This window comes from Saccharopolyspora thermophila, assembly GCF_014646075.1.
Taxonomy (GTDB): Bacteria; Actinomycetota; Actinomycetes; order Mycobacteriales; family Pseudonocardiaceae; genus Saccharopolyspora; species Saccharopolyspora thermophila.
On record NZ_BMMT01000022.1, the window covers coordinates 12,076 to 24,413 of the forward strand.

General features: G+C 71.2%; 16 protein-coding genes. 4 read left to right on the top strand and 12 right to left on the bottom strand.

Annotation, left to right across the window (positions count from 1 at the left end):
- Nucleotides 1-65: 65 nt before the first annotated feature.
- On the bottom strand, nucleotides 66-1,199 hold the full coding sequence (locus tag IEY17_RS22820) for a CaiB/BaiF CoA transferase family protein (protein WP_229680512.1): 1,134 nt from the start codon (nucleotides 1,197-1,199) through the stop codon (nucleotides 66-68).
- Between the two features lie 1,053 nt (nucleotides 1,200-2,252).
- Between IEY17_RS22820 and IEY17_RS22825 the strand changes: the two genes are divergently transcribed.
- Both IEY17_RS22825 and IEY17_RS22830 read left to right on the top strand, forming a co-directional pair.
- Nucleotides 2,253-2,969, top strand: a complete 717-nt coding sequence (locus tag IEY17_RS22825) for a MerR family transcriptional regulator (protein WP_188991124.1) — start codon at nucleotides 2,253-2,255, stop codon at nucleotides 2,967-2,969.
- Between the two features lie 110 nt (nucleotides 2,970-3,079).
- Entirely contained in the window at nucleotides 3,080-4,798 is a 1,719-nt protein-coding gene (locus IEY17_RS22830; RefSeq protein ID WP_188991126.1) for an AMP-dependent synthetase/ligase, read from the top strand.
- A 60-nt stretch (nucleotides 4,799-4,858) separates the two neighbouring features.
- Here IEY17_RS22830 and IEY17_RS22835 read toward each other — a convergent pair whose 3' ends face one another.
- Nucleotides 4,859-5,386 carry a MarR family winged helix-turn-helix transcriptional regulator gene (locus IEY17_RS22835; RefSeq protein WP_188991129.1) on the bottom strand — a complete coding sequence of 176 codons (528 nt, stop codon included), beginning with the start codon at nucleotides 5,384-5,386 and terminating at the stop codon, nucleotides 4,859-4,861.
- Nucleotides 5,387-5,501: 115 nt separating this feature from the next.
- Here IEY17_RS22835 and IEY17_RS22840 point away from each other — a divergent pair, with 115 nt between their 5' ends.
- Nucleotides 5,502-6,737: a glycosyltransferase gene (locus IEY17_RS22840; RefSeq protein WP_188991131.1), complete on the top strand. Its 1,236-nt coding sequence runs from the start codon at nucleotides 5,502-5,504 to the stop codon at nucleotides 6,735-6,737.
- 37 nt (nucleotides 6,738-6,774) lie between these two features.
- Here IEY17_RS22840 and IEY17_RS22845 read toward each other — a convergent pair whose 3' ends face one another.
- Nucleotides 6,775-7,356 (bottom strand): MFS transporter, encoded by a 582-nt coding sequence (locus IEY17_RS22845; RefSeq protein WP_188991275.1) that lies wholly within the window; start codon nucleotides 7,354-7,356, stop codon nucleotides 6,775-6,777.
- On the opposite strand from IEY17_RS22845, the gene IEY17_RS22850 reads away from it, so the two are divergent.
- Nucleotides 7,313-7,591 (top strand): hypothetical protein, encoded by a 279-nt coding sequence (locus IEY17_RS22850; RefSeq protein ID WP_188991133.1) that lies wholly within the window; start codon nucleotides 7,313-7,315, stop codon nucleotides 7,589-7,591. The genes IEY17_RS22845 and IEY17_RS22850 overlap by 44 nt on opposite strands.
- 33 nt (nucleotides 7,592-7,624) lie before the next feature.
- On the opposite strand, the gene IEY17_RS22855 is transcribed toward IEY17_RS22850, so the two are convergent.
- From IEY17_RS22855 to IEY17_RS22895, 9 genes are all read right to left on the bottom strand, one after another.
- The gene (locus IEY17_RS22855) at nucleotides 7,625-8,077 is read right to left on the bottom strand and encodes a hypothetical protein (RefSeq protein WP_188991135.1); all 453 of its coding nucleotides are present in this window, start codon (nucleotides 8,075-8,077) and stop codon (nucleotides 7,625-7,627) included.
- Nucleotides 8,078-8,254: 177 nt separating this feature from the next.
- Complete coding sequence (tgmC, locus tag IEY17_RS22860; protein ID WP_188991138.1) at nucleotides 8,255-9,406, bottom strand: ATP-grasp peptide maturase system methyltransferase; 1,152 nt, start codon at nucleotides 9,404-9,406, stop codon at nucleotides 8,255-8,257.
- Nucleotides 9,403-9,777 (bottom strand): MvdC/MvdD family ATP grasp protein, encoded by a 375-nt coding sequence (locus IEY17_RS22865; protein ID WP_188991139.1) that lies wholly within the window; start codon nucleotides 9,775-9,777, stop codon nucleotides 9,403-9,405. The genes tgmC and IEY17_RS22865 overlap by 4 nt, the downstream gene beginning before the upstream one ends.
- Nucleotides 9,707-10,348 carry an MvdC/MvdD family ATP grasp protein gene (locus tag IEY17_RS22870; RefSeq protein WP_188991141.1) on the bottom strand — a complete coding sequence of 214 codons (642 nt, stop codon included), beginning with the start codon at nucleotides 10,346-10,348 and terminating at the stop codon, nucleotides 9,707-9,709. Before IEY17_RS22870 ends, IEY17_RS22865 begins: the two co-directional genes overlap by 71 nt.
- Nucleotides 10,349-10,352: 4 nt before the next feature.
- On the bottom strand, nucleotides 10,353-10,589 hold the full coding sequence (locus IEY17_RS22875; RefSeq protein WP_188991143.1) for a putative ATP-grasp-modified RiPP: 237 nt from the start codon (nucleotides 10,587-10,589) through the stop codon (nucleotides 10,353-10,355).
- Nucleotides 10,590-10,963: 374 nt separating this feature from the next.
- Nucleotides 10,964-11,224: a hypothetical protein gene (locus IEY17_RS22880; RefSeq protein ID WP_188991145.1), complete on the bottom strand. Its 261-nt coding sequence runs from the start codon at nucleotides 11,222-11,224 to the stop codon at nucleotides 10,964-10,966.
- A gap of 130 nt (nucleotides 11,225-11,354) precedes the next feature.
- The gene (locus tag IEY17_RS22885) at nucleotides 11,355-11,696 is read right to left on the bottom strand and encodes a hypothetical protein (protein WP_188991147.1); all 342 of its coding nucleotides are present in this window, start codon (nucleotides 11,694-11,696) and stop codon (nucleotides 11,355-11,357) included.
- Nucleotides 11,693-11,905 carry a hypothetical protein gene (locus IEY17_RS22890; RefSeq protein ID WP_188991149.1) on the bottom strand — a complete coding sequence of 71 codons (213 nt, stop codon included), beginning with the start codon at nucleotides 11,903-11,905 and terminating at the stop codon, nucleotides 11,693-11,695. Before IEY17_RS22890 ends, IEY17_RS22885 begins: the two co-directional genes overlap by 4 nt.
- Nucleotides 11,902-12,165, bottom strand: coding sequence for an HC3 family zinc finger protein (locus IEY17_RS22895; protein WP_188991151.1), 264 nt, complete (start codon nucleotides 12,163-12,165; stop codon nucleotides 11,902-11,904). The genes IEY17_RS22890 and IEY17_RS22895 overlap by 4 nt, the downstream gene beginning before the upstream one ends.
- Nucleotides 12,166-12,338: the final 173 nt, after the last annotated feature.

The window sequence follows — 12,338 nt, forward strand, 5'->3', positions numbered from 1 at the left end:
ATGTCCAGGCCCGCGGTGAGCAAGGGAACGTTCCTGCCACGGGTGCGAGCATGGGAACTTTTCTGTCACTCACCGGCGGGCAGGATGGCGCCGGATTCGGCCAGTTCCGCGGGGATCTTCCAGTCCTGCAGCACCTCGACAGTGTCCGCGCCCGGCCGGGCGACCGGTCCGGGCGGCGGGTTGGGGGTGCGGCTGAAGCGGGGCGCGGGCGCCGGTTGCAGGACACCGTCGCGCCGCACCAGGGTCCGCCGGGCAGCGATGTGCGGGTGCGCCTCGGCTTCGGTCATCGACAGCACCGGGGCGACGCAGGCGTCGGAGTCGGCGAACAGCTCCGCCCACTCCTGGCGGGTGCGCTGCCGGAACACCGCGGCGAACCGCTCCCGCAGCGCGGGCCAGTTCGCCGGGTCGTCGCGGTCGGGCACCTGGCCGGTCAGGCCGAGGCGCTCCAGCAGCTCGGCGTAGAACTGGGGTTCGAGAGCGCCGACCGAGACGTACTCGCCGTCGAAGGTCTCGTACACGTCGTAGTAGGGCGCTCCGGTGTCGAGCAGGTTCGTGCCACGCTCGGTCCGCCAGTCTCCGGAGGCGAGGAAACCGAACAGCATGGCGCCCAGGTGCGCGGCGCCATCGACGATGGCGGCGTCGACGACCTGGCCGCGGCCGCTGGTGCGGGCCTCCAGCAGGGCGGCGAGCACCCCCACCGCCAGGTAGAGGGCACCGCCGCCGAAGTCACCGAGCAAATTAGCCGGGACCTGCGGCGGACCGCCCCGGCGGCCGATGGCGTGCAGCATGCCGGTCAGCGAGATGTAGTCGATGTCGTGCCCGGCGGTGGGCGCCAGCGGCCCGTCCTGCCCCCACCCGGTCATCCGCCCGTAGATCAGCCGCGGGTTGACCGCCCAGCACTGCTCGGGCCCCACGCCCAGGCGTTCGGTGACACCGGGCCGCAGCCCTTCGAGCAGCACGTCCGCCCGCTCGGCCAGGGCGAGCACCACGGCCGCGCCCTGCTCGTGTTTGAGGTCGACCCGGAGGGACCGCTTGCCCCGGTTGAGCAGGTCGTGCGCGCCGCTGACGGCGCCGGGTCGGTCCACCCGCACCACGTCGGCGCCCAGATCCGCCAGCAGCATCGCGCAGAACGGAGCGGGGCCGATACCTGCCAGTTCCACGACCCTGACCCCGGCCAGCGGGCCACCCGTCCCCGTCACGCCACACCCCTCCAAGCCCTGTGTCGCGCACCACGAAGCACGACGCGACCAGTGTTACACCGCAACTGTCACGGAGGTCAACACGCGACCCGTCCGGGCAGCGTTCTCCGGAAGAGCACCTGATCAGCTGCATTGTCCTCCACTCCACCGCCGCACCGAAGCCTTCGACGTCATGAGCAGCGGTGGCACGGATGCATCCGCACTCGTTGGGGCGCGCGGCTGATCAGCGCATGGCAAGGGTGATGTACCCCGGCAGCAGATCGAGGAGGCCCTGATCGCGGTTCTCGACGCGAAGCGCTGGCCGACCAGTTCATCCTCGGTGCGGGCGCGGCCAGGCTCCGGAGCGCCGCGAATCCCGGCGGGAGCCAGACGTTCCGCGCACGGCTAGCGCAGCCTCGGGGGACGGGTCCGGAAACGCGTAGGTGCTTCTTCCTGACCGCGGGCCTGGTCGACCGCGTGCTCGAGCTGGTCGGTTAGTTCTCTGACGAGCCGTTGCAGGGAACCACTCCACTCTGGACTGACCCCGAGGCGGACCACCCGCCGCTGGAGGGCGCTGAGGAGGTCGCGGATCTCCGCGTACTCGCGCTGCAACTCGTCGATCACATCATCAGTATGAGTGGCCTGCACCACACGGGCAGACATCGTTCCGGTAACCGTTCGGGCAACAGACCCGGTCGTAACCGCCGCAGCGCGACCATCGCGCGTCAGACCTGCCCGGGGCGGAGCACCGTCGACGCGGTGGACTGCCGGACCCTCTGGGGATGGAGACCGTCCGCCCCGGGCAAGCCGCGCGCCGGTTTCCCGGCACCGCCGATCGTGGGACACGCGAGCGAGTGAACAGCAGAGCACAACGTCCCGGGACCACTCTCGGACAGAGGTAAGCGCCTCCCGGCGGTGGACACCCGGACTGCGGCCTTGGTGATCACCACCAGGTCCCCCAACACCGGGTATCAACTCCCGCGCCCTGGCAGCGAGACGACCTCGGAACGCGATGATCACAGCACTGGTGCGACATCGTTGGTGTTACAGCAGCCCGGAGGTAACGTTGCGGGCATGCTCCGAACTGCGGACGAAGAGCTCACCATCGACGAACTGGCCGCCCGCGCCGGAGTCACCGTGCGGACCGTTCGGTTCTACTCGTCGCGCGGCCTGCTGCCGCCGCCCCGGCTGCGCGGGCGCCTCGGCCTCTACAGCGGCGACCACCTCGCCCGGCTCGAGCTGATCCGCGAACTGCAGGGGCTGGGCTTCACGCTCTCCGCGATCGAGCGCCACCTGGAGCGCATTCCCGCCGACGCCTCCGCCGACGAACTGGCGTTGCAGCGGGCGCTGATCGCCCCGTGGACCGACGAACACGCCGAGGACCTGGAGCGGCACGAACTGGACCGCCGCGCCGGTCGGCATCTCGACGACGCGCTGATCGACCAGCTCGTCGAGCTCGGCATCCTGCAGCGCATCCCCGACTCGACGCGGCTGCGGCTGCCCAGCCCGGCGATGCTCGGCGTCGGCCTGCAGATCCTCGACCTCGACCTGCCGCTGGACATGCTGGTGCAGGCCAAGGGAATCGTCGAGCAACACACCGCGCAGATCGCCGCGGAGCTGCGCGAGCTGTTCGCCGCGAACGTGCTGCGCCCCTACGTGGAGCGGGGCCGTCCGGAGGACGAGCGGGAACGCGTCCGCGCGGTCACCGACCAGCTGCGTCCGCTGACCATCCAGGTGCTGGTCAACGGGTTCCAGCGGGCGGTGAACGACGTCATCCGCGACCACGTGTGACACCGGTGGCGCCGATTGCGGCTTTGGGTGCTGGCCAACATCGCCCCGGATGAGGTTTCATCGCGTCGTGACGCACGTCACCTGGAGGGACCGAGGGGAGACCCGCTGCGATGAGCGATCCGCCGAACTGGGCCGAGACCGCGGTGAACACGACCGTCCCCCGACTCCTCGCCCGCAACGCCGCGCACTATCCGGACCGCCCCGCGCTCACCGACGGTGATCGCCGGTCGCGCACCTTGACGTGGGCGCAGGTGCAGGACGACGTGCACGTGCTGGCCGCCGGACTGGCGGCGCTGGGCCTGCAGCGCGGCCAGACGATGCTGATCATGATGCCCAACCGGGCTGAGCACTGGCTGGTGGACGTGGCGGCCACCCACCTCGGTGCGGTGCCGAGCACCCTGTACCCGACGCTCAGCCAGGACCAGGTGCACTACATCGCCCACCACAGCCGGGCCCACATCGTGGTCCTCGAAGGCGCCGACCAGGTGCGCCGCTGGTCCAAGGTGCTGCGCAACGCCTCCGCGGTCGAGCACGTGGTGGTGCTCGACGAGGCGGCGATGGTCAGTGCCGACCACCGGTTCCGCACGTGGGAACGGCTGCGGACACTCGGCGAGCAGCGGTTACGGGAGGACCCCGGGCTCGTACAGCGGGCGGGCGAGTCAGTCGCCCCCACCGATCCGGCCGCGGTGCTCTACACCTCGGGCACCACCGGTGAACAGAAGGGCGTGGTCCTCACCCACCGCAACATCTGCTTCGCGGCCGCCGCGCTGCACCAGGTCACCCGCGCCATACCGCATGCGCCGCGGTTGTGCTACCTGCCGCTCGCGCACATCGCCGAACGCGTGGTCGGGCTCTACTCGGCCCTCCACGACGTCGCCCACGTGCACTTCTGCGCGGACCAGGAGCGGATCGCGACCGCGTTGGCCCGGGTCCGGCCCGCGTTGTTCTTCGGCGTGCCGCGGGTCTGGGAGAGGCTCGCCGCCGTCGTCCGCACCGCGCCGCCCGAGCAGCGCGCCACCCCGCAGGGGCTGCGGCAGTTGCGCGCGCGCATCGGACTGGACCGCGCGGTGTGGCCCGCCAGTGGGGCGGCGCCGATCGACAGCGCGCTGCTCGATCTGTTCAGCGACATCGGCGTGGACATCCACGAGCTGTGGGGCATGGCCGAGACGACGGGCTGCGTCACCACCAATCACGCGGGCGCTCGCCGCCGCGGCACCGTCGGCCGCGCCGTGCCCGGTGTCGAGGTGCGCATCGCGCCGGACGGGGAGGTCCTGGTACGCGGCCCGCTGGTGTGCGCGGGATACCTGCAGGCGGACGGGGTGGTGCGGCCCGTGGTCGACGCCGACGGCTGGCTGCACACCGGCGACGCCGGATTCGTCGACGAGGACGGGTTTCTCACCATCACCGACCGCAAGAAGGAACTGATCATCTCCTCCGGCGGCACGAACATCGCCCCCACCCTGGTGGAGAACGCGCTGCGCGCGCATCCGCTGGTCGGGCACGCGCTGGCGTTCGGCGACCGCCGCCCGTACCTGGTGGCGCTGGTGGTGCTCGACGAGGAGACCGCGCCGCGGTGGGCGCGGGAGCACGGCATCGAGTTCCGGGACCTCGCCGAGCTCGCCGAGCACCCGGCGGTCCGATCCGAAGTGGACCGCGCGGTGCGGGACGCGAACGCCCGGCTGAACCCGCCCGAGCAGGTCAGGCGGTACCGGATCCTCGGCCAGCAGTGGGGCGTGGAGGGCGGCGAGCTGACCCCGACGCTGAAGATCCGGCGGCACGTGATCCAGCAGAAGTACGCCGACCTCCTCGACGAGCTGTACCGGGGCTGAGCGGAGCAAGGGAACTTTCCTGTCACTCCGCTCCCGGTGCGCCGGGACGCCGGCTCGGGCTCACCGGCCGATGTCGTCGCCGCGGTCGCCGGTCCGGTGCTCCGCGTCGTGGCGCGGGCCGCGGTCGCGGTCCGCCGGTGTGGCCCGCAGCCGCGCCAGTTCGGCCGCGCTGTTGTCGTGGACCCGCTGGATGAAGCGCAACACGGCGGTGAGTTCGGCATCGGTGAAGTCAGCGAGGTCGTCGCGGGTGTGCGCGGCCAGCTTGGCGTAGTAGGCGCGGACCCGCTCGAGTCCTTTGGCCGTGGGTTCGATGAGCACCCTGCGCCGGTCGCCGGGATCGCGGACCCGCTCGATGCATCCGGCCGCGTCGAGCCGGTCGATCATGCGCGAGACCGAGCCCGACGTCAGCCCCACGCGCTTGGCCAGGTCGGCCGCGGTGGCGGGTCCGTGCTTGTTGAGCGTGTGCAGGCAGTCCAGGTCGCTGAGCGTGACGCCCATCCGCTTGGCGATCTCGGCGTTGAGCTGGGAGGTGGTGTTCCCCCAGTCCGGCAAGGCGGCCAGCACCCGTCGGATCGCCGTGTCGCTCACGTCCGCGTTGCCCTCCCATCCGGCTTGCGGCCCGGACCCTAACACCACTAACCTGCGTGACGCAATTACTGCGTCACGCAGTTAATGTGCGACGCAGCTTTCTGAGGAGGTTCGCATGCGGGTGTTGTTGTCGACGATCGGGTCGCGCGGGGAGGTCCAGCCGGTGGCGGCGTTGGCCTCGCGGTTACAGGCGCTCGGCCAGGACGTTCGCGTCTGCGTGTCTCCCGACTTCTGCGACTGGATCGAGGACCTGGGGATTCCGGCGATCCCCCTCGGCCCGGCGATGCGCCCGGCGGCGACATCCGGGGAGCGGAGCTGGGACCTGTCCTCACCGGAGGGACGGCGTCGGGCGGCAGCGGACGCCGTGGCCGCGCAGTTCGCAACGCTCCCGGAGGCCGCGCGGGGGTGCGAGGTCCTGGTGGCGTGCGGGGCGGTGCTCGTCGCTGGGCGGTCGGTCGCCGAACTGGTGGGGGCCGGCTACGTCCACGTCCACTACTGCCCTGCCACCGTGCCGTCGCCGCACCACGCGCCGGCCCCGTGGCCGGGATGGCCGCAGGACGAGACGGGCCCCCACCGCCAGCGGTGGGCGTGGGACGCTCGGCGCTGGAACGACACATGGGGCCCCGCGCTGAACGCCCACCGCGCCCGTGCCGGTCTGGCCCCGGTCGAGGACGTGCGAAGCCACGTCCTCGGCGACCAGCCGCTGCTGGCCGCCGACCCCGTGCTGGGTCCCTGGCCCGAGCCCGACGACCCCGCCGTGCGCCAGACGGGCGCGTGGATCCTGCCGGACAAACGCCCGCTGCCGCCCGAACTGGCGGCCTTCCTTGACGCCGGCGAACCACCCGTCTACTTCGGACTGGGCAGCATGAGGTCCCCCCACGAAGACGTCAGCCGGGTGCTGGTCGACGCGGCCCGCGCGCTCGGCCGCCGTGTGATCATCTCCCGCGGGTGGGCAAATCTGCCGCTGCCGGACAAGGGAGACGACTGCCTGCTGGTCGGAGAGGTCAACCACCAGGCGCTGTTCCGCCGGGTCGCCGCCGTCGTGCACCACGGCGGCGCGGGCACCACGACCGCCGCCGCGAAAGCCGGGGCTGCCCAGGTCGTACTCCCTCAGGTCTACGACCAGCACTACTGGGCCCGGCGGGTCGACCACCTCGGGATCGGGGTCGCGCACCCGCGGGGCGTGCCGACGGTCGACTCGCTGACCGGAGCGCTCAGCCGCGCCCTGGCACCGGACGTCGCGGCCCGCGCCCGGGATGTCGCCACGACGATCCGCACCGACGGCACGAGGGTGGCCGCGCAACACCTGCTGGACCCACAGCTGCGGCCATCACGCGAAAGCCGGCCCTGATGCCCCACCCCGGCCGGAGTTCGATGTGGACCGTCGGTCACGCCGGTGCGGGCTCAGGTTCGCGGGCCCAGCGGGTCGGGTCGCCGGTGATGATCAGGCACGTGACCGTGATCAGCGCACCGACCACGAGGTAGGCGGCGATCGGCCAGGACGCCCCGCCCGACAGCGTCAGCAGGCTCGTCGCCAGCAGCGGGGACAGCCCGCCGCCGAGCACCGAACCGCCCTGGTATCCCAGCGAAACCCCGGTGTAGCGGACGTTCGTGGTGAACAGCTCCGCGCAGAACGCCGCCATCGGGCCGAACACCGCGGCCGAACCCGCGTACCCGAACGTCATCGCGAGCACGATCAGCGCCGGGTTCGCGGTGTTGAGCAGCCAGAACATCGGGAACGCGTACACCGCCAGGAAGATGCCGCCGCCCAGCATCACGCGGGTGCGGCCGAGCCGGTCCGACAGGTGCGAGAACAGCAGGATTCCGGCGATCTGCGCGGCCGATCCGCACAGGCTGCCCAGCAGCATCAGGTCGCGGGTCGCGCCGAGCTCCTCGGTGCCGTAGGTCAGCAGGAACGTGGTGAGGATGAAAATGAACGTGTGCCTGTCCCCGATGGGGCTCGCCAGGATGGAACGCGCCTATCTCCCACGTATCGAGGCAGCCGAGAAGCGGGCCGCGGAACTGCGCATCCCGTCCGTGCTCCGCCACGTCGTGCGACCGGACATCGCCCGGCATTGGCCGACGTTGGACATGAACCAGGAACGCGAAGTTCTGCGGGCGCTCATGGAGATTCACGTGATGCCGGCCGGGCGGGGGCGCAGGGTGGACCCCGTCGACCGGGTGAACATCACGTGGGTTCGGTGAAGCTCGGCCTCACCGCGAGATGCTGGGGCGCCGTCACGATGCGGGCGATTCGGTGGCTACCGAGGCGACCAGGGGTGCGCGGTTCTGCAGGATGTGGATCGGGACGTTGGGAACCGTAGGCGGTTCCGTCTGCTCGCCCGGCCGTCCCTCGATGTTGGGCTTGGCCATGCCGATGCTCGCGACCGCGGCCAGGGTCGAGGCGACAGCCGTGGTCGTTGCTGGGTGTTCGCGGGCGTACCCCTGAAGGCGCCCGGCGGGTCCCGTGCTCTTGACGCTGCGCAAGTGGCGACGATGCCGGGGCTGCGATGGGGCGGGTTGGTCGACCAGTCGCAACGCGGCTTCGTACTGGTCAATGCGCCGTTGCGCCCGGTGCGCATCCTGCCGTGCCTCTTCTGCATCTTGGCGAGCGCGGCGCGCACAGCGGATCGCGCAGACAGCTAACGCGATGGTGACCACCAATGCCGCTGTGAACATCAGTTCGAGCATGAGCCGATGCTCTCTCGCGGGTGGCGGTCGATGCCAGATTCAACCGGCCGCGCTGACCGAGGCCGCGAGGGCGTCGAGCGTCCTCCGGGATGACCTGCACGACGAACACGCCCCGCACCGGTCACCAGGTGCGGGGCGCATTCCCGTTCTGCCGCGGCGCAGCCGTTCAGCCGCCCATCACAGGTCGGTGACCGGGTTCGAGGGTTCGTCGAGCCAGACGCGGTGTTTCCCAGCCTCGACGGTGAGGCCGAACCGGTCGCGGGCCGGGCTGCCGAGCGCCTGCCATTGCTGGTGCGCGCGCTCGATGGTGTCCCACAGCCGGGCGGGGCCGCCTTGGCGCACGAGGTGTCGGCCGAGCTCTGGGGTGGTGTGGCAGACCCATGATCCGTCCGGGCGGATGAGCCAGGTTTCGGGCGCAGAGCCGTCGGCGGAGGTGAAGCCGATCCGGCTGTACGGGCCGGTGTGCAGGGCGGCGAAGAACTCGAACTCCCGCCCCGTGGCGACGTCCACGGCCAGGCTGGTCGGCTCGGGTTCGGTGGTGGCGGCGTCTCGGTGCGGGATGGTGGCGGCCGGTATCTGCTGGTCTCGGGTGGGCATGAACATGCCCGCGTCCGGGAGGAACGCGCCCTCGGCCCGGCCGTCGTCGACGGTGAGCCGAGCCAGCAGCCCCCCGACCGTGAGCGGGGCGAGGATGATGCCGCCGGGGCGGGTCTGGTCGATCCACGCGGCCGGGATGCGGTGCACGCCGACGGTGGCGATGATCCGGTCGAACGGCGCCTGCTCGGGGCAGCCGTCGCGGCCGTCGACGGCGGCCAGGTGCGGGGTGTAGCCGAGCTTGACCAGGCGGTCGCGGGCGAAGTCGACCAGCACGGGGTCGACGTCGACGCTGGCGACGTGGTCGCTGCCCAGCCGGTGGCAGAGCAGGGCGGCGTTGTAGCCGCTACCGGTGCCGATCTCCAACACCCGGTGCCCGTCGTGGACGTCGAGGGCTTCAAGCATGAGCGCCATCAACGACGGCGCCGAGCTGGAGGATGTCGGCTGACCGGTGACGGTTTCACCGCGCCGGGCGGCCAGCACCCCGTCGGGGTTGTTGTCGATCTGGGTGATGTGCGCGGCGTTGCGGTACACCCCATCGCGCCATTCGTCGCTGCGCTCCAGCAACCGCCAGCCGGGCCGGTCGGTGCGCGCCTCGAAGTAGTACGGGACGAACAACCCGCGGGGCGTGTCGCTGAACGCGGCGATCCACGCGGGGTCGCGCAGGTAGCCCTCGCCGGTGAGCTGGGCGACGAGTCGGGCCCGCAGGGCTTCGGTTTCGGTCGTGGTGGTCACAGAGGTCTCTCCTGGGTCAGGGCGTCGGCGAGCGCGGTGGTGATCTGATCACGTAACGGGTGGTCCCAGGCCCATTGACCCGCCGGATTCGCCTCAAGGAACCACCACCGGCCGTCGTGGTCGACGGAGAAGTCGCACGCGGCGAACCGCAGGTCGAGGCGATCGAGCAGCACCACCAGGCGGGCCCGCACCTCGGCCGGGATCTCGACGGCCTGCCAGGTGTTCGCCGCGTGGTCGACCCGCCAGTCCAACTGCGCCGCACCGGATTCCGTGCGCGGGGCGACCGCGAACACCCGCCCGTCAACGCGGGTGACGCGTGCGTCGAATGCCTTGTCGATGCGGTGCTGTAGCAGGATCGGGGCCACCCTCACCGACTCGGCGTGGCACTGCTGCGGGGGTGACCTCGGTGGCGTAGAACAGCCGCGGCTGCCCGTCGATCTCAACCGGGATTCCCCGGAACGCCTTGTAGAGCACCGGGTTCGCGCGCTCGGCGAACTCCGCGGCCTTCTCCGGGTCGTTGGTGATCAGCGTGTCCGGGACGGGCAAACCCGCCTCGGCGGCCTGGGCGAGCTGGTAGGGCTTGTGCTCGGCGGCATGCACCGCCGGGGGCCAGTTCACCCACGTGGCGCGGGGAAGGGCTGCGAGAAGACCCCGCAGCCCCCACCGCTGTTCGGTCTCGATCCACTTGGCGGCATCCCCGCTCACACCCTCCGTCGCGGTCGGGTTGGTGGGCCGCCGGTAGTAGATGCCCGTCACGTCGTCGACCTTCACCGCGTGGTGGCGGGTGGCGAGAACCCCGCTCCAGCGCGCGCCGTCGAGCTCGGCGGACACGATGAGGTCGCCGAGGTCGGCCCGCACCAGCGGCACCCCGCGCCGGTTGAGTTCGTCGATCACCACATCGGCGGTGGCGTCGAAACGCTGGGGCAGAACGAGAACCGCCACAGGATCAGTCCTCGGTCCAATCCGTGTCGGTCTCGGGCCCGCCGTGCCCGTCGGCGTTGGAGTTGGTCGTGGTCTGCCCGTCGGAGTGCTTGCACCACGGCGTGTTCACCCCGTCCTCGCCGGGGGCGAGCATGATCTGCCGCTTCGGGTCGAACACCAACCGGGTCAGATCCACCTCGCTGACCGGAATCGGCTTGCGGGCCGCGACTTCCAACCCGAACGCGGTCACAGATGCACTCATGCTGCCATTCCTTCCTCTTCCGTGATCCCTGGTGATCCTCGATGGGGTCCACCGGGGGCGTATACCCCTAGGCGGGTGGCTGTCGCCGCGGACGCATACGCCGAGCCCGGCGGGTTCCCCGGCGCGGTCGGGGCCGGTTGCGGCCCACCTGCCGCGCGTCGCCCCGTCACGGGCGCACAGGCCAGGCAACCCCGAGCCTGGCCCGTCCCGAATCCGCGGCCGTGCCGCGCCGGGGGCTGGGGTGGTCGGGCGACCGTCGGGGGGCTCGCCAGTCGCCCGACCGTCCGGGTGCCCATCCCGCCCTGGGGGATCGACGGTCAGGGAACCCGGATTCCGAACCGGTCGGCGCGCCGGGGGAAGCGCCGACCGGCAGCTCAAAAGGTCGCAATCAGGTTGCGGATCAGCGTCCGTACGCGATCCTCCCCGCCCTCCAATGCGAACGCGGCTTGCTTGTTCGCGTTCAGTTCTTCGAGCAGCGCGGCGACGTTCGGGTTGTTGCTGCCGGTCATCAGACTGCTGACCGTCACGTATGCCTGCTCGTACGCGGCGGTGACCGCATTCGCGGCGGTGCCCACGGCAAGGATGGCCTCAGGCACCTGGAGCAACGCCGCCTTGACGTCCTCGATGGAACTCATCAGGTCCTCTCGTGCTGGGCGCGGTCTGCGCCAATGTGGAACCCGGCGGGGCGGTGAACCGAGGGGCGATCCACCGCCCGCGCCGGGGCGACTCGGTGCCGGTCGGGGAAGTCACGACACCGAGCCGGGCCTACAGGTCTTCGAGCTTGGCCAGCACCCGCCGCAGCAAGCCGGGATGCTTGGCCATGGCGTGACGGTCGTCGACAGGTAGGCCGGATTCGACGAGCGGCAGGAACCGCGTTTCCTCGACGGCGAGCGCGTCGGCCAGGTCCCCGCGCAGCTGGACCGTGCGCGGCTCGCGCAGCCGGTGACGGCCGCCGCTCGTCTCGGCCTCGACTCGCGCGACCAGGTAGGCGACGGTCAGCGCGCCCTCGCCTCCACCGGCATGCCGCGCCGGTACGTAGTAGAACGTCGCCCACAACGCCAGTGCGCCGACGCCGAGCAGTCCGGCGGCGATCAACGCTGTGATCATCGTTCTTCCCTCCCGTCGACCACGCGGGGCGGCACGTAGGTGGCGGAATGGTCGCGCAGCGCTGCGGAGACCTCGTCCAACAAATCGGCCATCTCGGTGAGCTGGTGGTCGGTGGCGCGCCGCTCGCGCACGTCGTCGGCCAGGTCCTCCAGCACGGCCGCCGTGCGCACCAACAGCGTGTGCAGGGGCGTCGTAGGTTGCTCGCTCATCGCGCGCCGCCCGTCTTGGCGACCGCAGCGCCCAACATCGGCGGGAGCCCGGCGAGCACCCGCGCCGCGGCGTTGCAGTCCGGGCACGTCTCCCACAACCAGGCGAGTTCATCGGTTTCGGCCTTGACGCGGCGCTCGCACAGCGTCGTGACGTCGGCTCCTGTGGCGTACACGTTCCCGGCGCTGTGCGGGTCGGTGCTCGCGTGCCGTTGCCCAGCGGCGGGCACCCAGTGGAACGGGTGAGGCCGGTATGTGGCCATGGTGACCTCCTGTGGTGCTCGGGCCACGCTGAGCATGGACCACAAGAAACATCCGCGAAGCTTCGCGAACAACTCACCCAGTTGGGCCAAGGCGTGCGTGTGGTTCCTGGCGTTCGCTGGTGGTTGCGCGAACCGTGCGCGCTTGGTTCACTACCGGCCGACAAGGAGAGACC